The organism is Streptomyces sp. NPDC048338 (assembly GCF_043201055.1).
In the GTDB taxonomy this organism is placed as follows: Bacteria; Actinomycetota; Actinomycetes; order Streptomycetales; family Streptomycetaceae; genus Streptomyces.
On sequence record NZ_JBICYQ010000006.1, the window covers coordinates 396,031 to 417,378 of the forward strand.

18 protein-coding genes are annotated in these 21,348 nt (G+C 74.4%); 14 read left to right on the forward strand and 4 right to left on the reverse strand.

The window, feature by feature from the left end; genetic code table 11:
- The first annotated feature begins 249 nt into the window (after positions 1–249).
- Genes ACGFZF_RS17160 through ACGFZF_RS17190 form a run of 7 tightly spaced genes read left to right on the forward strand, consistent with a single transcriptional unit; the run spans position 250 to position 8,540 of the window.
- Positions 250–2,871, forward strand: a complete 2,622-nt coding sequence (locus tag ACGFZF_RS17160) for a beta-ketoacyl synthase N-terminal-like domain-containing protein (RefSeq protein WP_393554820.1) — start codon at positions 250–252, stop codon at positions 2,869–2,871.
- Positions 2,868–3,617, forward strand: coding sequence for a thioesterase II family protein (locus ACGFZF_RS17165; RefSeq protein ID WP_393554822.1), 750 nt, complete (start codon positions 2,868–2,870; stop codon positions 3,615–3,617). Before ACGFZF_RS17160 ends, ACGFZF_RS17165 begins: the two co-directional genes overlap by 4 nt.
- Complete coding sequence (locus ACGFZF_RS17170) at positions 3,605–4,474, forward strand: 3-hydroxyacyl-CoA dehydrogenase family protein (RefSeq protein WP_393554824.1); 870 nt, start codon at positions 3,605–3,607, stop codon at positions 4,472–4,474. The genes ACGFZF_RS17165 and ACGFZF_RS17170 overlap by 13 nt, the downstream gene beginning before the upstream one ends.
- Entirely contained in the window at positions 4,467–4,736 is a 270-nt protein-coding gene (locus tag ACGFZF_RS17175; protein ID WP_393554826.1) for a phosphopantetheine-binding protein, read from the forward strand. The genes ACGFZF_RS17170 and ACGFZF_RS17175 overlap by 8 nt, the downstream gene beginning before the upstream one ends.
- Positions 4,721–5,905 carry an acyl-CoA dehydrogenase family protein gene (locus ACGFZF_RS17180; RefSeq protein ID WP_393554828.1) on the forward strand — a complete coding sequence of 395 codons (1,185 nt, stop codon included), beginning with the start codon at positions 4,721–4,723 and terminating at the stop codon, positions 5,903–5,905. The genes ACGFZF_RS17175 and ACGFZF_RS17180 overlap by 16 nt, the downstream gene beginning before the upstream one ends.
- Positions 5,902–7,182, forward strand: coding sequence for a hypothetical protein (locus ACGFZF_RS17185; RefSeq protein ID WP_393554830.1), 1,281 nt, complete (start codon positions 5,902–5,904; stop codon positions 7,180–7,182). Before ACGFZF_RS17180 ends, ACGFZF_RS17185 begins: the two co-directional genes overlap by 4 nt.
- Positions 7,179–8,540: an acyltransferase domain-containing protein gene (locus ACGFZF_RS17190; protein WP_393554832.1), complete on the forward strand. Its 1,362-nt coding sequence runs from the start codon at positions 7,179–7,181 to the stop codon at positions 8,538–8,540. Before ACGFZF_RS17185 ends, ACGFZF_RS17190 begins: the two co-directional genes overlap by 4 nt.
- Before the next feature lie 102 nt (positions 8,541–8,642).
- On the opposite strand, the gene ACGFZF_RS17195 is transcribed toward ACGFZF_RS17190, so the two are convergent.
- A complete protein-coding gene (locus ACGFZF_RS17195) occupies positions 8,643–9,908 on the reverse strand; it encodes an MFS transporter (RefSeq protein ID WP_393554834.1) in 1,266 nt (421 codons plus the stop codon).
- Between the two features lie 175 nt (positions 9,909–10,083).
- Here ACGFZF_RS17195 and ACGFZF_RS17200 point away from each other — a divergent pair, with 175 nt between their 5' ends.
- From ACGFZF_RS17200 to ACGFZF_RS17230, 7 genes are all read left to right on the forward strand, one after another.
- Entirely contained in the window at positions 10,084–11,511 is a 1,428-nt protein-coding gene (locus ACGFZF_RS17200; RefSeq protein WP_393554836.1) for a condensation domain-containing protein, read from the forward strand.
- The gene (locus ACGFZF_RS17205; RefSeq protein WP_393554837.1) at positions 11,508–11,747 is read left to right on the forward strand and encodes an acyl carrier protein; all 240 of its coding nucleotides are present in this window, start codon (positions 11,508–11,510) and stop codon (positions 11,745–11,747) included. Before ACGFZF_RS17200 ends, ACGFZF_RS17205 begins: the two co-directional genes overlap by 4 nt.
- 7 nt (positions 11,748–11,754) lie before the next feature.
- Positions 11,755–13,284, forward strand: coding sequence for an AMP-binding protein (locus tag ACGFZF_RS17210; protein WP_393554839.1), 1,530 nt, complete (start codon positions 11,755–11,757; stop codon positions 13,282–13,284).
- Positions 13,285–13,315: 31 nt separating this feature from the next.
- A complete protein-coding gene (locus ACGFZF_RS17215) occupies positions 13,316–14,365 on the forward strand; it encodes a MupA/Atu3671 family FMN-dependent luciferase-like monooxygenase (protein WP_393554841.1) in 1,050 nt (349 codons plus the stop codon).
- Positions 14,358–15,170, forward strand: a complete 813-nt coding sequence (locus ACGFZF_RS17220) for a hypothetical protein (RefSeq protein WP_393554843.1) — start codon at positions 14,358–14,360, stop codon at positions 15,168–15,170. The genes ACGFZF_RS17215 and ACGFZF_RS17220 overlap by 8 nt, the downstream gene beginning before the upstream one ends.
- 90 nt (positions 15,171–15,260) lie before the next feature.
- On the forward strand, positions 15,261–17,012 hold the full coding sequence (locus ACGFZF_RS17225; protein WP_393554845.1) for an amino acid adenylation domain-containing protein: 1,752 nt from the start codon (positions 15,261–15,263) through the stop codon (positions 17,010–17,012).
- Positions 17,002–18,345 carry a condensation domain-containing protein gene (locus tag ACGFZF_RS17230; RefSeq protein ID WP_393554847.1) on the forward strand — a complete coding sequence of 448 codons (1,344 nt, stop codon included), beginning with the start codon at positions 17,002–17,004 and terminating at the stop codon, positions 18,343–18,345. The genes ACGFZF_RS17225 and ACGFZF_RS17230 overlap by 11 nt, the downstream gene beginning before the upstream one ends.
- A gap of 84 nt (positions 18,346–18,429) precedes the next feature.
- On the opposite strand, the gene ACGFZF_RS17235 is transcribed toward ACGFZF_RS17230, so the two are convergent.
- The 3 genes from ACGFZF_RS17235 to ACGFZF_RS17245 form a co-directional block, all read right to left on the reverse strand.
- Complete coding sequence (locus ACGFZF_RS17235) at positions 18,430–19,272, reverse strand: metallophosphoesterase family protein (RefSeq protein WP_393554849.1); 843 nt, start codon at positions 19,270–19,272, stop codon at positions 18,430–18,432.
- Entirely contained in the window at positions 19,269–20,048 is a 780-nt protein-coding gene (locus ACGFZF_RS17240; protein ID WP_393554850.1) for a thioesterase II family protein, read from the reverse strand. The genes ACGFZF_RS17235 and ACGFZF_RS17240 overlap by 4 nt, the downstream gene beginning before the upstream one ends.
- A gap of 241 nt (positions 20,049–20,289) precedes the next feature.
- The gene (locus ACGFZF_RS17245) at positions 20,290–21,270 is read right to left on the reverse strand and encodes a zinc-binding alcohol dehydrogenase family protein (protein ID WP_393554852.1); all 981 of its coding nucleotides are present in this window, start codon (positions 21,268–21,270) and stop codon (positions 20,290–20,292) included.
- Positions 21,271–21,348: the final 78 nt, after the last annotated feature.

The following is a 21,348-nucleotide window of genomic DNA, read 5'->3' on the forward strand; positions in this document are numbered from 1 at the left end:
CGCCCGACGGCGACGGCACCGCCCGACCACGGCGGTGGCGTGATCCACACCCGGCGGGGTGCCGTTCCCCGGCCTCGGGCGAGGGGTCCGCGTCGCATCGGAGCCGGGTCGGCGCGCGCGAACGAGCCCGGTGGGACGGTTCGTTCTGACGAGGAAGAAGATGATCTCTTCTCTTTCCCCTGACGAGCCGGGTAGCCTGACCGCTCCCAACAGGGTTGACCACGACATGACATCGGGGTGGGGCGATCAGTGGCGAGTCCGGCACGTACCTCGGCCGAGGCCCCGGAGCAGGACCGTTCCGCCGGTCACATCGCCGTCATCGGCCTGGCCTGCCGGTTCCCCGGAGCCGGGAACGCCGAGGCGTTCTGGCGGAATCTCGTCACCGGCACCGACTCGATCACCCGGGTCAAGGGTCCTGAAGGCGTCGCGGCGCGCGGCCTGATCGAGGACCCGGAGTCCTTCGACGCCGGCTACTTCGGGGTCTCGCCCCGTGAGGCCCGGATCGTCAACCCGCAGCAACGGCTGTTCCTGGAATGCGCGGTGGCGGCCCTGGAGGACGCCGGACACGACCCGGCCCGTGCGGACGCGGTCGTCGGCGTGTACGGGGGCGGCAGCGAGAACGACCACGCGCGGCTGCTCCGCGCCCGTCGGGCGGACCTCCCGTCCGTCTCCGACTGGGAGATCCGGGTCGCCAACGGCGCCGACTTCCTGTGCAGCAGGGTCGCCCACAAGCTGGGCCTGACCGGCCCGACGGTCGCGGTGCAGGCGGCGTGCGCCACCTCCCTCGTCGCCGTCCACCTGGCCGTCCGCGGCCTGCTCGACGGGGAGTGCGACCTCGCCCTCGCCGGCGGGGTCACCGTCCGCCTGCCGGTCCGCGTCGAGGGGACGGACGAGGTCGGCATCCAGGCCCCGGACGGTGTGCTGCGGGCCTTCGACGCCCGGGCCGGCGGGCTGGTCGGCGGCGACGGCGTCGGCATCGTGGTGCTCAAGCGCCTGGCGGACGCGCTCGCGGACGGCGACCGGGTGGACGCGGTCGTCCGCGGATCCGCCGTGAACAACGACGGCGCGGGGCGGATGGGCTTCACCGCCCCCGGGGTCGACGGCCAGGCGACCGTGATCGAGAAGGCCCAGCGGGCCGCCGGGGTCGGCCCGGACACCTGCACGTACGTGGAGACCCACGGCACCGCGACCCCGCTCGGCGACCCGGTCGAAGTCGCCGCGCTCACGCAGGCGTTCCGGCGCGGCACGGACCGCCGGGGGTTCTGCGGGATCGGCTCGGTGAAGACCAACATCGGGCACACCGACGCCGCCGCCGGGGTCGCCGGACTGATCAAGACCGTCCTCGCGCTGAAGCACGGCGTCCTTCCGCCCAGCCTGCACTTCACCGAGCCCAACCCGGCGATCGACTTCGCGGGCAGCCCTTTCCGCGTGGTGACGCGCGCCGAGGAATGGGCGCCGCCGGGTCTCCCCCGGCGCGCCGGTGTCAGCTCCTTCAGCGTCGGCGGCACCAACGCCCACATCGTGCTGGAGGAGGCCCCCCGGTTCCCCCGCCCCGAACCCCGTCCGGAGTCGCCCCGGTTGCTGCCGCTCTCGGCCCGGACGCCGGAGGCCCTCGACACCCTCACGGCGCGTCTCGCCGACCGTCTGCGCGACGATCCCGGCGCCTGCCTCGCGGACGTCGCCTGGACCCTCCAGACGGGCCGCTCCGAGCACGGCCGACGGCGCTACGCGGTCGTCGCCTCCGTTCCCGACGCCGTGCGCGTCCTCTCCGGGGAGGCGCCGGACCGGCTCGTGACCGCCGCCGGCGAGTCCCGCCCGCGACCGGTGCTCCTCCGGTTCGCGCCCGCGGCGGACCCGGTCGCGGAACGGGCCGTCTGGGCGCGGCTGTCCGCCGCCGACCCGGAGTTCCGGCGGGCCGTCGGGGAGTGCGGCGCCCTCTCCCCCGTCGCGGACGACGCCCGGTCCTGCGCCGCGCTCGCGTTCGCGGGCCGCTACGCCCTCGCGCGCGACTGGCTCCGCCGGGGCGTCGGACCCGCGGGAGTCGTCGGCACGGGCACCCACGCGCTCGTGGCGGCGGCCGTCGCCGGGGTGTTCCGCCCGGCCGACGCGGCCGCCCTCGCGGCCGAGGCCGCGGGCGGCGCGGCGGACGAGCGCCTCGCCGAACTCGTACGCCGCGCGGGGCCCCGTCCCCCCGTCCTGGCCCTGCGCACCGCGTACGACGGCAAGGCGGCTTCGGCGGCCGAGGCCGTCGATCCGGCGTACTGGGTCGGCGTCCTGCGCCGGCCGGCGGCGGCCGCGCCGGCGGCGGGCGACGGCGGGCGTCCGGTCCTCGACGTGGACACCGCACACACTCCGGACGGCCCGCGGTCCGTGCCCGAGGTGCTCGGGGCACTGTGGCTCGCGGGCGCCCGGATCGACTGGGCCGCCGCGCACGAGGGACCCGCACCCCGCAAGGTCGCGCTCCCCACGTACCCGTTCGCCCGGCAGCTCCACTCCCTGACCGCCACCGAGCGGGAGGCCGGTCCCGCGCCCGCCCCGGCCGCCCCCGACGCGGCGCACGGCACGGCGGTCCGCTCCGAGGCGGCGGCGCCGGCCGCACCGCCGCCGGCGGCCGCGTCCAGCACCGGGGGCCACTCCACGCTCACCCTCGTCACCGGCCTCTTCGCCGAGATCCTCGACCTGCCCGACGTCGAACCGGACGACAGCTTCTTCGACCTCGGCGGGGACTCCCTCATCGCGACCCGTTTCGTGGCCCGGGCCGAGGAGGTGCTGTCCGTCCGGCTGGTCCCGCGTTCGCTGTTCGAGGCGCCCACCCCGGAGGAACTGGCCGCGCTGGTCGACGGGCTGGCGGCTGCGGGGAGGGAGCGGTGACGGGCTGGACCGTCCGCAGGATCCGGCGGCCCGGGGCGGGTTCCTCGCTCTACTGCTTCCCGCACGCGGGGGGTTCGCCGGGCGAGTACGTGCGCTGGTCCGACGAGCTGCCCGACGTCCAGCTGTGGGGCATGCACCTGCCCGGCCGGACCACCCGCTCCGCCGAACCCGCCTTCACCCGCGTGGCGCCGCTCGTCGACGCCGTCCTCTCCGCCGTCCGCTTCACGCCGCCGTTCACCCTCTTCGGGCACAGTCTCGGCGCGCTGGTGGTCTTCGAGGTGGCACGGGAGCTGCGGCGGCGGGACCTGCCCGCGCCCGAGCGGCTGATCCTCTCCTCCTGCCCCGCCCCGCCCTTCCCCGCTCCGTCGCGACCGGTCCACACCCTGTCCGACGACGACCTCCTCGCCGAGATCGAGCGACGCTCCGGTGACCGGATGGACCACCTGCGGGACGACCCCGTCCTGCGGGCGGCCGCCCTGGCCTGCTACCGCGCCGACTTCGCCCTCCTGGAGAACCACGTCCACGTCCCGGGCCCGCCGCTCGACTGCCCGGTCACCCTCCTGGCGGGCGCGGACGAACGCCTGCTGCCGGACCCGGACGCGTGGGCCGCGTACACCGGCGGCGCGGTCGAGCGGCGGCTGCTGCCGGGTGGGCACTTCTACTTCCGTACGGCCCGGCCTCAGACGCTGAGCGTCCTGCGGGAGACCGTCAGCACGACGAAAGGAGACACCGAGTGGACCGGATAGGCGTGGTCGGCGCGGGCACCATGGGCCGGGGCGTCGCGCAGCTCTTCGCGGAGCACGGGCACGAGATCGTGCTCGTGGACGTCGCGGAGGACATCCTCGACTCCGCGCGGGCGGACATCACCCGTCACCTGCGGCTCGCACCGCTCATCCGGCGCGGCGCGCCCGTCCGGCCGCCGGAGGAGGTGCTCCCGCGCATCCGGTTCACCACGGACCTCAAGGACCTGCGCGAGATCGACTTCCTGGTCGAGAACGTCACGGAGGACTGGGACGTCAAGCGCGCCCTCCACCGCGAGCTCGACGCGATCTGCGCGCCCGAGGTCGTCTTCGGCGTGAACACCTCGGCGATCCCCGTCACCCGGGTGGCCGGCGTCACCGGCCGCCCGGACCGCGTGCTCGGCACGCACTTCATGAACCCGGCCCAGCTGAAGCCGACGGTGGAGCTGATCCGCGGCCACCACACCTCGGACGCGACCCTGGCCCGCACCCGGGCCCTGCTCGAGGGCGCGGGCCGGCGGCACGTGGTGGTGGAGGACTCGCCCGGCTTCGTCACCAACCGGGTGCTGATGCTGACGCTCAACGAGGCGATCTTCACCCTGCACGAGGGCGTCTCCACGGCCAAGGACATCGACCGGCTGTTCAAGGAGTGCTTCGGCCACGCGATGGGCCCGCTGGAGACGGCGGACCTGATCGGCCTGGACACCGTGTACCTGTCGCTCCAGGTCCTGTACGAGAACTTCGGCGACCCCAAGTACCGCCCGTGCCCGCTGCTGCGGAGGCTGGTCGACGCCGGACTCCACGGCAGGAAGACGGGACAGGGCTTCCATTCCTACGAGTCGGGAGAACAGCGGCGTGGTTGAGCAGCACAAGGAACTGATCCGCGACTTCATCGCGCAGCACGTGCCGGACACCGAGGTGGACGACGACGAGGACCTGTTCGCCGGCGGGCTGGTGAACTCGCTCTTCGCGGTCCAGCTCGTGGTCTGGGTGGAGCGCACGTTCGACCTGCGGGTGGAGGGCGCGGACCTGGACTTCGCGCACTTCGCCTCGGTCGACGCCATCGCGGGGTTCGTCGGCGGCAAGCTGGCTCCGGCCGGAGGCGGCGCGTGGACTTCGAACTGACCGACGAGCAGCGGCGGCTCCGTAAGGAGATCGTCGCGTTCGCCCGGGCCGAGCTCGGCCGCGACGTCGCGGAGGACGACCGTACGGGACGCTTCCCCCGGGAGGACTGGAACCGCTGCGCCGAGTTCGGCGTGCTGGGCTGGCCGGTGCCGCGGGAGTACGGAGGCGGCGGCCTCGACCCGCTGACGACGATGATCGCCCTGGAGGCGCTCGGCTACGGCTGCCGCGACAACGGACTCGTCTTCGCCGTCAACAACCACCTGTGGGCCTGTGTCGTCCATCTGCTGCTGCACGGTACGGAGGAGCAGAAGCGGCGCTTCCTCCCGCCGTTGTCGGCGGGCACCCTGGTCGGCGCGCACGCACTGTCGGAGCCGGAGGCGGGCACCGACATCCTCAGCATGTCCACCACGGCCGTGCGGGACGGCGACGGCTACCGGCTGCACGGGACCAAGTGCTTCATCAGCAACGGGCCGGTCGCCGACGTCTTCGTCACGTTCGCCCGGACCGGTGACGGGGTCGGGACGCAGAACCGGTTGTCGGCGTTCGTGGTCACCGCCGACATGCCGGGCGTGGTGAAGAAGCGCGAGCTGCCGAAGATGGGGCTGCGGACCACGCCCATGGGCGTGCTGGAGTTCGACGGCACCCCGGTCCCCGCCGCCAACCTGCTCGGCCGTGAGGGCGCCGGCTACCAGGTGTTCACGTCGGCGATCGAGTGGGAGCGCTCGTTCATGTTCGCCGCGCAGGTGGGGGCGATGGAGCGGATCCTGGAGAACTCGGTCGCCCACGCCAACGCGCGCCGCCAGTTCGGCCGTTCGATCGGCACCTTCCAGGCCGTCTCGCACCCGGTCGCCGACATGAAGATCCGGCTCGAACTCGCGCGGAACCTGCTGTACAAGGTGGGCTGGCTGAAGCGGGAGGGCCGGATGGCCCTCGTCGAGGCCACCATGGCGAAGATCTTCATCAGCGAGAGCCTGGTCCAGACGGCCCAGGCGTCGATGGACCTCCACGGCGCGCGCGGCTACGTGGCGGACGACGGTGTCGAGCGCGAGCTGCGGGACGCGCTCGCCGGTCCCATCTACGCCGGGACGAACGCCGTCCAGCGCGGCATCCTCGCCGAACTGGTCGGCGTGCGCGGGGCCCTGTCCGGGGGCGGGGGCGGATCGCGATGAGCACGTTCCGGATCCCGCTCGACCCGCCGGTGCCCGGCGCGCTCGCCGAGGAGCTGGCGCGGCGCGTCTACTTCGTCTCGTCGACGATCACCGATTTCACGCTGGTCAGGACGCCGACGGCGACCGCGCCGGAGGCCGGCTCCGGCTCCGGTTCCGGCTCCGATGAGGTCGGCTCCCTGGCCACGGCCGACCCGTACGGGCCGCCGGTCACCGCCGTGGACGTCACCGCCACGCCGCCCGCCGAGGAGCCCGTCGACGTCGCGGGGCTCACCCGCAAGCTGCGCCACGTCGTCGCCCACGACGTCCTCGCCCAGCGGCCCGTGGAACCCAAGGTCGTCTGGCGCGGCTCCGTCGCCGAGCCGCCCCGGGACGTCTTCGAGGAGCTGGTCGCCCGGGGCGCCGCGGCCGAGCTGGGCGAGGGGCAGATCGCGGTCGGCGAGCCCGTCCTGTCCCTCATGGACCATCTCGACGCCGAGCTCCGGTCCCTGGTCATGGACGAGTTCGACGCGCGCGAGTTCCGGTATCCGACGCTCATCACATCGGCGGCGCTGCGCCGCACGGGCTACTTCGACTCCTTCCCGCACATGCTGATGTTCGTCACGCGGCTGCACGGGGACGTCGACAGCTACCGCGGGTTCCTCGACTCCCTCGCGGACGGCGGCGACCTCGCCGAGGGGCTGCGCGCGCACACCGGCGGGTTCGACCACTCCCTGCCGCCGACGATGTGCTTCCACACCTACCACCAGTACGCGGACGGGCCGCTGCCGGCGCCGTCGACGGTGGTGACCGCGCGGGGCAAGTCCTTCCGGCACGAGTCCCGTTACCGCCGGTCGCTGGAGCGGCTGTGGGACTTCACGATCCGGGAGATCGTCTTCATGGGGACCCCCGAGTTCGTGCTGGGCGCGCGGGCGCGGGTGATGGAGCGCTCGTACGCGCTGATGGAGTCGCTCGGTCTCGGCGGCCGGTGCGAGGTCGCGGGCGACCCCTTCTTCCTGAACGAGGCGACGGCGGCGCGCGCCTGGTCGCAGCGTCTGCTCCAGCTCAAGTACGAGCTGCGCCTGCCGCTCGACGGGGAGCGGGATGTCGCCGTCGCCTCCTTCAACTACCACGAGAGGCTCTTCGGTTCGTCGTTCGGCATCCGGGACGAGGCCGGCGACCCGGTGTACTCGGGCTGCGTCGGCTTCGGGCTCGAACGGCTCGCGTACGCGTTCCTCTGCCGGCACGGCGTGGATCCGGCCGGCTGGCCCGAGGCGGTCCGCAAGGCGGTGTCACCGTGAGCGGGGAGGCACGGCTGCTGGCGCTGACGGCGCGGACGGCCGAGGCCCTCGAGGACGCGACGGACGCAATGGCGGACCGTCTGGACCGGATGGACGAGGCGGAGTTCGCGGCCCTGCCGGCCGTGTCCGAGGCCGCGAGGACGACGTCCCCGCCCGGCATCCACCGGCGGGCGCTCGCGGCGAGCGGGGCGGCGGACGCGGCCCGGAGGCTGCGCAAGCGTGATCCGCGGCGGGTGTCCACCGGCGGCGGTCCGGAGGCGGACGGCGGCGGTGCCGGTCCCGGAGCGTCACGGGTGTTCCTGTTCTCCGGGGTCGGCGACCAGTACGCGGGGCTCGGCTCGGGCCTGTACCGGTGCCTGCCGGTGTTCCGTGAGGAGCTCGACCGCTGCTTCGGGCTGCTCGCCGCCGAACACGGTCTCGACCTGCTGCCGGTCCTCTTCCCCGCCGCACCGGACGACGGCACCGGGCCGGGCGCGGACGCCGCCGCCCGCCCCGACCTGGCCGCCCTGTTCGACCGGCGCGAGACCGTGCAGGAGATCCACCGTACGGTCGTCGCCCAGCCGCTGATGTTCGCGGTGCAGTACGCGATGGCCCGGGCGCTGACCGCGCTCGGCGCGGGGCCCACGGCCCTCGCGGGTTACAGCGTGGGCGAGTACGCGGCGGCGTGCGTCGCCGGCGTCCTCCCGTTGCCGGACGCGCTGCGGCTGGTCGGCCACCGGGCCCGGCTGGTGGACGGGCTGCCCGAGGGCGCCATGCTCGCCGTCATGGCCGGGCCCGAGGCGGTGCTTCCCCACGTCGGCGGGGAGTTGTCGGCGGCGGCCTTCAACGGGCCCCAGCAGACGGTGCTCTCGGGGCCGGTCGAGGCCGTGGAGAAGGCGGCCGGCCTGCTGACGGACGACGGTCACGCCTGTCGGCGGCTGGCCACCTCGCACGCCTTCCATTCCTGGATGACGGAACCGCTGACGGGGCCGTTGGAGGAGCTGCTCGGCACGCTGCCGCTGCGGCCGCCGGAGCTGCCGGTCCTGTCGAACGCGACCGGGACGTGGCTGCGGGACGAGGAGGCGACCAGTCCGGCGTACTGGGCCCGGCAGCTGTCCCGGACGATCCGGTTCGCGGAGGAACTGGCCGAGATCTGGCGGCTGCCCGACCCGCTCCTGGTCGAGCTGGGTCCGGGGCAGCCGTTGACCCGGCTGGCGCTCCAGCATCCCGGCCGCCCGGTGGGCGCGGTCGGGGCGGTGGTGCAGTCCCTGCCCGGCGGGTTCGACAGCCGCTCGGAGCACGAACTGCTGCTGGCCGCGCTGGGGCGGTTCTGGGTGACCGGGGTGGAGCCGGACTGGACGGCGCTGCGGCTGCCGTGAGCCCGGAGGCCGCCGTCGGATCGTGACCGGCCACGGGGTCGTGGCCGGGTCCCGGCCCGACCGCCTCGACGGCCTCGGGCGCCCGCGTCGACGCCCCTCGCGTCAGTCCTTGACGGCCGCCGCCTCCTCCTCGGGGAGTTCGCGCAGGGCCGGGACCGGCGACCAGAGGAGCGGCAGCCAGGAGACGGCTCCGATGACGGCGGAGGCGATGATCGCGCCCCGCATGCCCAGGAGTTCGGCGAGGAGTCCGGACAGGGGGCCGCCGATCGCGATCGTGCTCCAGATGACGAAGCGCATGGAGGCGTTCATCCGACCCCGCAGCCGGTCGGGCGTGATCGCCTGCCGCAGCGTCACCTGCGCGATGTTGAACAGCGGCACGCCGAAGCCGAAGAGCAGGTGGCCGGCGGCGAGGAACGGGAAGGAGAGGCCGGGTTCGACGGCCGGCATCAGCATCAGCGCGAGCCCGACCCCGCAGGTCACCGCTCCCCAGGTGATCGAGCGGCCGTAGCCGAGTCGCTCGATGGCCCGGCTCGCCAGGAGCGCGCCGCCGACCAGGCCGACGCCGGCGAGCGAGAAGACCACGCCCACCATGGCGGAGGCGTAGTCGAGGGTCCGCACCATGTAGAGGGTGAGGAGGACCGTCAGCATCGAGGAGCCGAGGTTGAGGAGGCTGGCGCAGGCGGCGACGGCCCGCAGCATGCTCTGCCGCAGGACGAAGCCGAGGCCCTCGCCGATCTCCTTGCGCAGGGAGCGCGTCCCCTGGTCGGCGGGCACCTCGGGCTCGGGTTCCGGCTGACGGATGGCCCGACAGAAGAGGCCGGAGGCGAGGAAGCTGAGCGCGTCGAGGAGGACGGTGGCGGCGGCGCCGATGACCCCGGCCAGGATGCCGGCCGCGGCGGGGCCGGCCATCTCGGCCGCCGAACTGCTGGCGGTGAGCTTGGCGTTGGCGTCGGCGAGTTCCTCGCGCCGTACCAGGGTGGGCAGATAGCTCTGGTACGAGATGTCGAAGGCCACCGTGAAGACGCCGACCAGGAGGACCGCGACGTAGAGCTGGGCCAGGGTCAGCACGTCGAGGGCGTACGCCACGGGCACGCTGCCGAGCAGGAGCGCGCGGAGCAGGTCCGAGGTGACGAGGACCGGCAGGCGGCGCATGCGGTCGAGGAGCGCCCCGGCGGGCAGGGCGAGGAGCAGGAACGGCAGCATGCGGGCGCTGGTGAGGAATCCCAGTTCGGTCGCGGAGGCGTGCAGCGTCCCGATGGCGAGCAGCGGTACGGCGAGCTGACCGATCTGGGTGCCGGTCTCGCTGATCGACTGCGCGGCCCACAAGCGCATGAAGTCCGGTGAGAGCCAGAGGCCTTTGCGGGTCACCAGGCCATCACGGTCATGGGGTTGCCACCTTCCCTCGATGCGTCGGCGCGTCGCGAACGGAGGCCCCACCATAGAGCTGATGGACGCGCATGTCATGGACACAGAAATCATTGACAGCGGGTTGCTGTTGATCTCTACTTGATGTGGTCACGATCACCATAACCGGGGGTCACGCATGAGGGACGGGAGCGCGCACGCCACGGGGTCGGTTCCGGACATCCGGCCGGTGCCGCGTGACGGACACCTGCCGCTGTCCTGCTCGCAGGAGCGGCTCTGGTTCCTGCTCCAGCTCCATCCCGGCATCCGGGCCTACCAGTTCCAGGCCGTCCTGACCCTGGCCGGAACCCTCAACACGCGTGCCCTGGCGGCCGCGCTCACCGAGGTCGTCCGACGGCACGAGGTCTACCGCACCACCTTCGCCCACGGCCCCGACGGCCCCCGGCAGGTGGTCCACCCGCCGTACGAGGTCTCGGTCCCGGTGGTCGATCTGCGCGACTCCCCGGACCCCGAGGCGGCGGTCCGGCGGGCCGTCGGCGACGCCGTCGACGAGGAACTCCCGGTCGACCGGCTCCCGCTGGTCCACTGGCGTCTGCTGCGGACGGCCGACGACCGGCACGTCCTGCTCCACCTGGAGCACCATCTGATCCACGACGGCTGGGCCTTCAACGTCTTCATCGACGAACTCTGCGCCCTGTACGAGGCGTTCGCCGAAGGCCGCCCCTCACCGCTGCCCGAACCCGGGCTCCAGTTCGCCGACTTCGCGGCATGGCAGCACGCCTGGCTCGACAGCCCGGCGGCCGAACGCCAGCTCGCCTACTGGCGCGACCGGCTCGCGGACGTCCCGCCCTTCCTGGAGCTGGCCACCGACCGGCCGCGGACGGCCGCCCGCCGCTTCGCCGGGGACGCGCCCCGGTTCGCCGTGCCCGCGCACCTCACCGACCGGGTCCGATCGCTCGCCCGGCACGAACGGGTCTCGCTCTTCGCCGTGATGCTCGCCGCCTTCCAGGTCCTCCTCCACGGCTGGTCGGAGCAGGACCGCTTCTCGGTGGCCTCCGGGCTGGCCGGGCGCGGCCGGTCGGAGACCGACCGGATGCTGGGCATGGTGGTCAACACGGTCGCCCTGGACGCCGATCTGCGCGGCGACCCGACCTTCCGGGAGCTGCTCGGACGGGTCCGCGCCACCGTCTTCGGCGCGCTGGAGCACCAGGACCTGCCCTTCGACCGGGTGATCGCGGCGCTTCGCCCGCCCCGGGTGCCCGGGCGACAGGCCCTGTGCGAGGTGCTGTTCGCGTTCCACGACGCTCCGATGCGCGCCGTCCGCATGCCGGGCCTGGACGTCGAGGTGACACCCGGCATCAGCAACGGCAGCGCCAAGTTCGACCTGAACGTGATCGCGATCCCCGTCGCCGAGCAGGCCGTCGGGCAGCGCGGCCGGGACGTGCCCGGCGGCGTGGAGTTCATCTGGGAGTACGACCGGGACCTGTTCGACGCCACGACCGTGGCACGGGCGGCGGCCGACTACGAGCGGCTGCTCGCCGCCGTGGTGGCCGACCCGCAGGTCCGGGTGTCGGAGCTGGTCGGCGCTGGGGAGGACCTGAGGTGACGGACGAGGACGAGCTGCTGGAGGCGGTGCGGGACGCCTGGGCCGAGACGCTGGGCATCGACGCCGAGGACGTCCCGGTCGACCAGGGCTTCTTCGACGCCGGCGGCAACTCGCTGCTGCTCCTGCTGCTGTGGGAGCAGCTCAACGAGCTGACCGCCCTGGAGCTGCGGGCCACGGACCTCTTCCGGCACCCGACCGTCGGCGCGCAGGTGAAGCTGCTCGCGGGCGAGGTGTGAAGCGGACGTGACCGAGAGCCTGTACCGGCTGTGCGCCGACAGCGCCGCGCGCCATCCGGACGGCGTCGCCGTCGAGTTCCCCGACGGCTCCCTGACGTACCGCGAGCTGCTCCGCGCCGCGGAGGCGCTCGCGGAGCGCGTACGGGACGCGTACGGCACGGTCTCCCGGGTCGGCCTGTTCGCCGCCCGCGGGCCGTCGGCGTACGCGGGATACCTGGCGGCCCTGCGCCTCGGTGCCGCCGTCGTCCCGCTGCACCCCGGTTTTCCCGCCGCCCGAACCCGCCGGATGTGCGAGCAGGCCCGCCCGGACGTGGTGCTGGCCGACGCGGAGGCGTGGGAGCGGGGCGACGGGAGCTGGGCGGCGGGCCTGCCCGTCCTGGCCCTCACCGCGGCCGAGGTGCGGTCCGGGGTGCCCGCGGGGTCGCTCGGCCCCTACCGCCCGGATCCGGACCGGACCGCCTACCTGCTGTTCACCTCGGGGACGACGGGCCGCCCCAAGGGCATCCCCATCCGGCACCGCCAGGCGCTGGCCTTCCTGCGGCAGGCGGCGGCGCGCTACGACGTGGGGCCCGGCTGCCGGATGTCGCACACCTTCGACCTGACCTTCGACCTCTCCGTCTTCGACCTGTTCGTGACCTGGGGCGGCGGCGCGACGCTGGTCGAGCCGGCGCCGGCGGAGTCGTTCTCCCCCGTGGACTACGTGACCGGCCGGCGGCTCACCCACTGGTTCTCCGTGCCGTCGGCGGTCTCGGTGGGCGCGGGGCTCGGGCAGCTGCCCGCCGGACGCGCCACCGGGCTGCGGTACAGCGCCTTCTGCGGTGAGCAGCTCACCTACGAGCAGGCGGCCGCGTGGCGGGCCGTGGCCCCGGGGTCCGTCGTCGACAACCTCTACGGCCCCACCGAACTGACCGTCGCCTGCTCGGCGTACCGGCTGCCGCGCGACCCGGCGGCCTGGCCCCGGACCTCCAACGGCACCGTCCCCATCGGCCGGATCCACGACTCGCTGGACCACCTCGTCGACCCGGAGACCGGCGAGCTGTGCGTACGGGGACCCCAGCGGTTCGACGGCTACCTCGACCCGGCCGACGACGCGGACCGCTTCCGCGCCTCGACGGAGCGGGACGGGCCCTTCGCCGGGGCGGGGCGCTACTACCGCACGGGCGACCGGGTGCGGTACGAGGACGGCCGGCTGGTGCACCTCGGCCGGCTCGACGACCAGGTGAAGATCCGCGGCTTCCGGGTCGAACTCGGCGAGGTCGAGGCGGCGTTGCGGCGGCTGCCGCAGGTCGACCACTGCGTCGTCGTCGACGTCGCCGCCGCCGGGCACGACGGCGTACGCGAACTCGCCGCCTGCTACACCGGGGACCCGGTCCCCCGGCGCGACCTGCTGAACTCCCTGCGCGGCACGCTGCCGATCCACCTGGTGCCCCGCCGCTTCCTGCACCGGGACACCCTGCCCCTGAACGCGAACGGCAAGGTGGACCGGAACGCGCTCCGGCTGCTCGCCGGAGAGGCCGTCGATGCCACCCGCTCCTGAACCGCCCCCCGCCTCCGACCCCACGGCCCCCATGGACTTCAGCCTCTTCTACTTCGCCAGCGACGACGGCGACGACGACGCCGGCCTCAAGGGCGACCGCTACCGCCTGCTCCTCGACGGGGCGCGCTGGGCCGACACCCACGGCTTCGCCGCCGTCTGGACGCCCGAGCGCCACTTCCACTCCTTCGGCGGGCTGTACCCCAACCCGGCCGTGACCGGCGCCGCGGTGGCAGCGGTCACCGAACGGGTGGCGATCCGGGCCGGCAGCGTCGTCGCGCCGCTGCACCATCCGCTGCGCCTGGCCGAGGACTGGTCGGTGGTCGACAACCTCTCCGGCGGCCGGGCCGGGATCTCCTTCGCCTCCGGCTGGCACGCCGCCGACTTCGCGCTGGCCCCCGAGGCGTACGGGAACCGGCGCGCGCTGGCGCTGGACCACGCCGAGGAGGTCCGCAGGCTCTGGCGCGGCGAGGAGCTGACGGTCCGCGACGGCGTCGGCGCCGAGCGCCGGGTGCGGATCCATCCCCGGCCCGTCCAGCCGGAGTTGCCGACCTGGATCACCAGCGCGGGCGGGGTGGAGACCTTCCGGCGGGCCGGCGCCATGGGTGCCGGCGTGCTCACCCATCTGCTGGGCCAGTCGCTCGACGACCTCGCCCGCAAGATCGCCGCCTACCGGACGGCCGCCGGCCCGGACGGCGGTCACGTGGTCGTGATGGTCCACGCCTTCCTCGGCGAGGACGGCGACGCGGTCAGGGAGCTCGTCAGGGAACCGCTCTGCGCCTATCTGCGCGACTCCCTCGGGCTGCTCCTCGGCTCCCGGTTCGAGGGACGGCGCGGCATCGACCCGGCCCGGCTCCGGCCCGACGACGTGGACTTCCTCGTCCGGCGCTCCTTCGACCGGTACTACGACGACGGCGCGCTCCTCGGCACCCCCGCCGAGGCCCGCCGCGTGGTGGAGCGGCTGCGCGGCATCGGGGTCGACGAGATCGCCTGCCTGATCGACTTCGGCCTGCCCGCCGAGACCGTCCTCGCCGGTCTCGACCTGCTCGGCGACCTGCGCACCGGAGGACCGCACCGTGACTGACTTCGAGACCGCCGTCGCCGGGCTCCGGGTGCCCGGGATGGGAACGGAGGCGGTCGCCCCGTTCCTGGCGAACCTGATCCGTCTCACCCGGCCCCGCCGGGTGCTGGAGGTGGGGACGGGCTACACCACCCCGTTCCTCGCCGCCGCCCTCGCCGAGGTCGAGGAGCTGGCCGCCCGCGAGTCCGCGGCACTCGCCGCCAAGACCCGGCGGTACCTGGACGACGGCACCCCGCTGGACGACGACTGGCTCCGCGCCGAACCGCCGCTGGCCGCACCCGCGAGCTATCTGGAGCCGTACCGGCCGGTGTTCGTCGCCGTCGACGACCACTCGATCCCGGAGTCGTCCGCGGGCCGGGTCGCCGAGGTCCTGACCGCGCTCGGTCTCGCGGAGCGGGTGACGACGGTCGACGCGGCGCTGCGGGACTGCGACGCCGCGCTCCCGCCGGACTTCGCCCCCATCGACCTGGCCTGGGTGGACGCCTGGGACTGCCTGTACTTCCTCGACCACTTCCTCGACCGGATCAACCCGGACGGCGGCGTCATCGTCCTGCACTACCTGATGACGTACCCGGAGGGCGAGGCCATCCTGCGGTACCTCGCCGGGCTCCAGCGCGCGCGCCCGGGAGAGCTGGAGGTCCTGAACCTCCTCGAACCCCACAAGCTGCGGCAGAACAGCGTCACCATGATCCGCCGTTCGGTCGGCCCGCACCCCCGGTACGCGGGACCCGGCGGCCGCATCCGGTACGACGGCGCCCTCCGGGAGTCGGCCCGCGACCAGGCCGGGACCGGGACTCCCCCGCCCTGACCCCGGGCCCCGTCCCTTCCGCCGCTCGCCGTCGCTCCCCTCCGACGCATTCCCCTTCCCCGTCCCTCCGAAGGAACTGGAGACACCGCCTTGGGTATCCTGCGGGGCCCCCTCACGCCCTACCCGGCCGACGCGACCCTGACCGAGCTCTTCGCCGCCCAGGCGAAGGCGCGCCCCGAGGCCGTCGCGGTCGTCGACGGCGAGCACTCCCTCACGTACGCCGAGCTGGACGCGCGCTCCGACCGGCTCGCGCTCCTCCTGCACGACCGGGGCGTGACCGCCGAGGCGCGGGTGGGTGTGCTCCTCGACCGTGGCCACGCTCTGGTCACGGCCGTCCTCGCCGTGCTGAAGGCGGGCGGCGCCTACGTCCCCGTCAGCCCCGGGTACCCGAGGGAGCGGCAGCGGCGGATGCTCGACGACGCGGAGGCGTCGGTGGTGGTCACGCCCGAGGACGTCGCGGCGGCGACCGCGGCCGCCGGCGCCGTTCCGCTCCCGCCGGTGGCCATCGGGCCGCGCTCGCTCGCGTACGTGCTCTTCACCTCCGGCTCGACCGGCCGGCCGAAGGGCGTGATGGTCGAGCACCGGTCGGTGCTGCGGCTGGTCCTCGACACCGACTACGTGGCGCTCGGCCCGGACGTGCGGATGGCGCAGGTGGCCGACTCCTCCTTCGACGCCTTCACCTTCGAGCTGTGGGGGGCGCTGCTGCACGGCGGCACCCTCTGTGTCGTCCCGACCGAGACGGTCCTCGACCCGGGCGCCCTGGGCCGGGCGCTGGCCGAGCACCGGATCACGACGATGTTCCTCACCTCTCCGCTGTTCACGGCCGTCATGGCCGACCGGCCGGACAGCTTCGGCGGGTTGCGCACCCTGCTGGTGGGCGGCGACGTCGTCGGGATCGCCCCGGCCCGCCGGCTTCTCGCCAACACCCCGGCCGACCGGCCGGAGGTGCTGGTGAACGGCTACGGGCCGACCGAGACCACGACGTTCGCCGTCTGCGGGCCGATCGGGTCGGTGCCCGAGGACGCCGTGTCGATCCCTCTCGGCCGGCCCATCGCGAACACCTCCTGCTACGTCCTCGACGCGTCCCTCGCCCCGGTGGCCGAGGGCGGGACGGGCGAGCTCTTCGTCGGCGGTCCGGGCGTGGCCCGGGGATACGCGGGTCAGCCCGAGCAGACCCGGGAACGGTTCCTGCCCGACCCCTTCGCCGAGGAGGAAGGGGCCCGCATGTACCGCACCGGCGACCTGGTGCGCGCGGACGCCGACGGGGTGATCACCTTCCTGGGCCGGGCCGACGACCAGGTCAAGATCCGCGGCTACCGGGTGGAGCCGGGCGAGGTCGAGGCCGCGCTGGGGCTCCATCCCGACCTGCGGCAGGCCGCCGTCGTCGTGGACGAGTCCACCGGCGAACGCCGTCTGGTGGCGCACGTCGTCCCCGCCGTGCCCGGTGTGGCGCCCGAAGGGCTGCGGGAGTTCCTCGCCGGGCGGCTGCCCGAATGGATGGTGCCGGCCGCCTTCGCGGTCCGCGCCGACCTCCCCCTGGCGGCGAGCGGCAAGGTCGACCGGGCGGCGCTGCCGCCGGTCGCCGCGGAGGCCCTGGACGCGGGGGCGGTGGCACCGCGCACCGAGCTGGAACGGGAGATCGCCGGCATCACCGCCGACCTGCTGGGGCTCGCCTCCGTGGGCGTCACGGACGACTTCTTCGCGCTGGGCGGCCACTCGCTGCTCGCGATGCGCCTGGTGGCGCGGATCAACGACCGGTTCTCCGCGGAGGTCCCGCTGGGCGAGTTCCTCTACGACCCGACCGTGGACCGCCTGGCCGCCGAGGTGGCCCGTGGCCGGTGACCATCCGGTCTCGCGCGCGCAGAAGGGGCTGTGGATCCTCGACCGGTTCCACCCCGGCTCACCGGCGTACGCGGTGCCGCTGCTGCACCGGATCGAGGGCGAGCCCGACGTCGCCGCCCTGGAGTGGTCGCTGAGCGAGGTGGTCCGCCGGCACGAGGTGCTGCGCACCGTGTTCCGGCTCCGGGCGGGCGCGCCGCGCCAGACGGTGCGGCCCGCGGAGCCGGTCCGGATCCCGGTCCTGGACGTCTCGGCCCATCCCGATCCCGCGGCGGAGGCGGAGCGGCTCGCCTCGGCGGAGGTCCGACGGCCTTTCGACCTGGCCGCCGATCCGATGATCCGGGCCCTGCTGATCCGGCAGGGCCCGCGGCGACACCTACTCTGCCTGACGTTGCATCACATCGCGTGCGACGGCTGGTCGGTGCAGATCCTCCAGCGGGAACTTTCCGACGGCTACCGGGTTTTCGGGAAGGGCGCCGAGGCGCTTCCGGAGCCGCCGGCGGAGCAGTACGCCGCGTTCGCCACGCACCAGGCCGGGCGTCTCGCGGACCTCTCGGGCCATCCGGCGCTCGACCACTGGCGGCGCCGGCTCGCGGACGTGCCGGCGCCCGCGACCGTGCCCGGTGACCGGCCGCGTCCGCCGGTGTGGGACTTCTCCGGCGCCCATGTGCGCTTCGACGTGGACCCGTCGGCGGCGGAGCGGGCCGGGCTGCTGGCCCGTGCCTGCCGGGCGACGCCGTACGCGGTCTTCCTCGCCGCCTTCGCCCTGGTGGCCGCCGCCCGCGGGGGCCGCCCGGAGGCGGTGATCGGCTCGCCCGTCACGCACCGGCGCACGGAGGGCCACCACCGGATGATCGGCATGTTCGTGAACACGGTCGTGCAGCGGGTCGCCGTGCCGCCGGAGGCGACGTTCCGGGATCTGGTGCTCGGCGCGCGGGACGAGAGCCGGAGCGCCCTCGCTCACGGGGAGCTGCCGTTCGAGACGGTGGTCGACGAGCTGAACCCGGTGCGGGATCCGGGCTTCAACCCGCTCTACCAGCTGATGCTCACGTACCAGGAGGGCGGACCGGCCGGACTGGACCTGCCGGGCTGCTCCGTCACCACCGAGTACGGCGACACGGCGACGGCCAAGCACGACCTGTCGCTGTCCCTCACCCGGACGGAAGGGCGCTGCACCGGGCGGCTGGAGTACAGCACGAAGCTGTTCGAGGAGGCGACGGCGCGGCGGATCTCCGAGGAGTTCCGCGCCGTGCTCACCGCCGGCGTCGGCGATCCGCGGCGCACCGTCGGCGAGCTGCGGCGGACGGTGGCGGAGCCGGCGCGGCCGCTGGGCTGAGGTGCCGCCCCGCACGCGCGGGGCGGCCCGTCCGGTTCCCGGCACTTCCGAGGGACCCGGGAGCCGGACGGCGCCGTGCCCGGGTCATCCCGGCGGTGCCTCGGGCAGGATCTGCCGCAGCCCGACACGGGGATGGCTCTCCCGGCGCCACTCGCGCGGGTAGCCGACGGAGACCTCCTCGAAGCGCACGCCGTCGTGCCAGGTCGTCCGGGGGATGTGGAGGTGCCCGTAGACGACCGCGCGGGCCCGGTAGCGGCGGTGCCAGTCGGCCGTCCGCACGGTGCCGCACCACTGCGCGAAGTCGGGGTACCGCAGGATCCGGGTGGGCTCGCGGACCAGTGGGAAGTGGTTGACCAGCACGGTCGGAAGCTCCGGGTCGCAGGCGTCGAGGCGCCGTTCGGTCAGGGCGACCCTGGCCTCGCACCACGCGTCCCGGCTCGGATGGGGGTCGGGGTGGAGGAAGTACTCGTCCGTGCAGACGATGCCGTTCTCCCGGGCGATGGCCAGGGACTGCTCCTTGGTCCCGGCGCCGGGCACGCGGAAGGTGTAGTCGTAGAGGACGAAGAGCGGGGCCACGGTGACCGGCCCGCCGGGCCCGTCCCACACCGCGTACGGGTCCTCCGGGGTGAGGACGCCCAGCCCCTGGCACAGGGCGACGAGGTGCTCGTAGCGCCGCACACCGCGCAGCCGCAGGGGGTCCTGACGGGGTGTCCACAGCTCGTGGTTCCCCGGGGCCCACACCACCCGGGCGAACCGGGCGCTCAGCGTCGCCAGGGCCCATTCGATGTCCTCGGAGAGCTCGCCGACGTCGCCGGCGACGAGGAGCCAGTCGTCGTCGGACCCGGGCCGGAGGTCCTCCACGAGCTTGCGGTTGTCCGCGTGCGCGACGTGCAGGTCGCTGACGGCGAGCAGCCGGCCGCCGTTCACGCCGCTCCCGTCCCGTACCGAGGGCTCCGGAGGTTCCTCAGGTGGGCGGCGACGAGCCCGGCGACGTCCGCGGTGTGCGTGTCGAGGTAGAAGTGCCCGCCGGCGAAGCTCCGCAGCTCGAACGCCCCGGTGGTGTGCTCCCGCCACGCCCGGGCCTCGTCCCACGTCACCTGCGGGTCCTGGTCACCGGTGAGCATCACGACGGGGCAGGCCAGGGGCGGTCCCGGTTCGTACCGGTAGGCCTCGACGGCCCGGTAGTCGCCGCGGAGCGGGGGCAGCACGAAGTCGCGGACCGCGGGCTCGTCGAGCAGCGGGAGTTCGGCCTCGTTCAGCTTCCGCACGGCGGCGACCAGTTCGTCGTCGGAGCGCGGACGGACCTCCCCGGGTCTGGTGAGGCGGGGCGCGCGGCGGCCCGAGACGAAGAGCGCGGTCAGGGTGCCCCCGTCGCCCTCCAGCCGCCGGGCGACCTCGAAGCTCAGGAGCGCACCCATGCTGTGCCCGAAGAAGGCCAGCGGGCGGTCGGTCCAGGGGCGGATCTCCGCGAGGACCAGGTCCGCCAGCTCGGCCAGATCGTCGACGCACGGCTCCCGGCGCCGGTCCTGCCGCCCCGGGTACTGGACGGCGAGGACCTCCGCCTCGCCGGACAGCTTCCGCGCCATGCGGTGGTAGTAGCTCGCCGCGCCGCCCGCGTGGGGGAAGCACACGAGACGGACGGGGGCGTCCGACGGGAGGAGCCGTCGGATCCACGCCCCGGCGTCCCGGCGGGTCTCTGTCATCGTTCGTCACCCTTCTCTCGCGGCCCCGCGGCGGGTCCGGCCGAGGCGGCCCGGACACGAAGGGGGTTCTTCCCTGCGGAGCGCCGGACGGCTCCCCCGCGCGCCACGGGATCCTTGCCGCGCTCCGGCCTTCGCCGGGGATCGAGCCCGGCCGGTCCGCCCTCTCCCGGCATCCTTGCGCAGGACCGGCCGACGCGCCGGGAAACCGGAGCGGTTCAGCCGTGGCCCGGGGGCGGCTTGCTCACGGGACCAGGACCACGCGGCCCAGGCTCCTTCGCTGTTCCAGGAGTTCGTGGGCGCGGGCCGCCTCGGCGAGCGGGATCCGGGCGTGGACCACCGGGCGCACCGAGCCGTCCGTGACCATGCGGACGAGGTCCCGTACCGCCTGCTCGGCCTGCTCCGGCCGGTGCCGGAGCACCACGGGCATGCTGAAGCCCATGACCTGGCGCATGCCGAGGAGGTCCAGGACGGGGATGTCCGGATGCGCGGCGTCCCCGCCCGACCCGCCGAAGGAGACGAGCCGTCCGTACGGGGCCAGGAGCCGGACGTCGTCGAGGAGGCGCTTGCCTCCGATGCCGTTGAGGGCGACGTCGACGCCCCCGCCGCCGGCGGCCGCAGCGACCCGCTCGGGCCAGTCGGGGAGGGAGTAGTCGACGGCTTCGTCCACGCCCAGCGCGCGGACGAAGTCCAGCTTGGCCGCAGAGCCCGCGGTGGCGATCACCCGGCCCGCGCCCAGCGCCCTGGCCGCCTGGACGGCCAGGTGGCCGACGGCTCCGGCGCCCGCGTGGACGAGGACGGTCTCGCCGGCCGCGAGCCGGGCGGTGCGCAGCAGGTTGACCGCGACCCGGCCGGGGCCGCCGAGGAGCGTCGCCTCGGCGAAATCGATTCCGGACGGCAGCGGCAGGACGCGTTCGACGGGGGCCGCCACGTGGTCGGCGTAGGCGTCCGGCGCCTTCCACACGACCACGCGGGTGCCGGGCGGGATGTCCTCGACCTCGGCGCCGACCCGGACGACGGTGCCGGCGACGTCGGTCGAGGGGCAGTACGGCAGGGGGGTCGCGCCGAGGGGGAAGGTGCCGCCGCGGCGCTGTACGTCGGCGTGGTCCACTCCGATCGCCGCGGACCGGACGAGCACGTCGCGCGGCCCGACGGCCGGGAGTTCGGCCTCCTCGGTACGCAGGACTCCGGGTGGGCCGTATTCGTGATGGCGGACGATGCGCACGCCGGTTCCTTTCCGCGGTTCGACGACTCGGGAGTTGAGGGGGCGGGGTCCGTGGGCCCGGGCCCACGGGGGGAGACG

What these genes read in the sequence shown, in the direction of transcription:
- ACGFZF_RS17185 (WP_393554830.1), top strand. Translation starts at nt 5,902, where the DNA reads ATGAGCACGTTCCGGATCCCGCTCGACCCGCCGGTGCCCGGCGCGCTC.
- ACGFZF_RS17200 (WP_393554836.1), top strand. Translation starts at nt 10,084, where the DNA reads ATGAGGGACGGGAGCGCGCACGCCACGGGGTCGGTTCCGGACATCCGG.
- ACGFZF_RS17215 (WP_393554841.1), top strand. Translation starts at nt 13,316, where the DNA reads ATGGACTTCAGCCTCTTCTACTTCGCCAGCGACGACGGCGACGACGAC.
- ACGFZF_RS17240 (WP_393554850.1), bottom strand. Translation starts at nt 20,048, where the DNA reads ATGACAGAGACCCGCCGGGACGCCGGGGCGTGGATCCGACGGCTCCTC.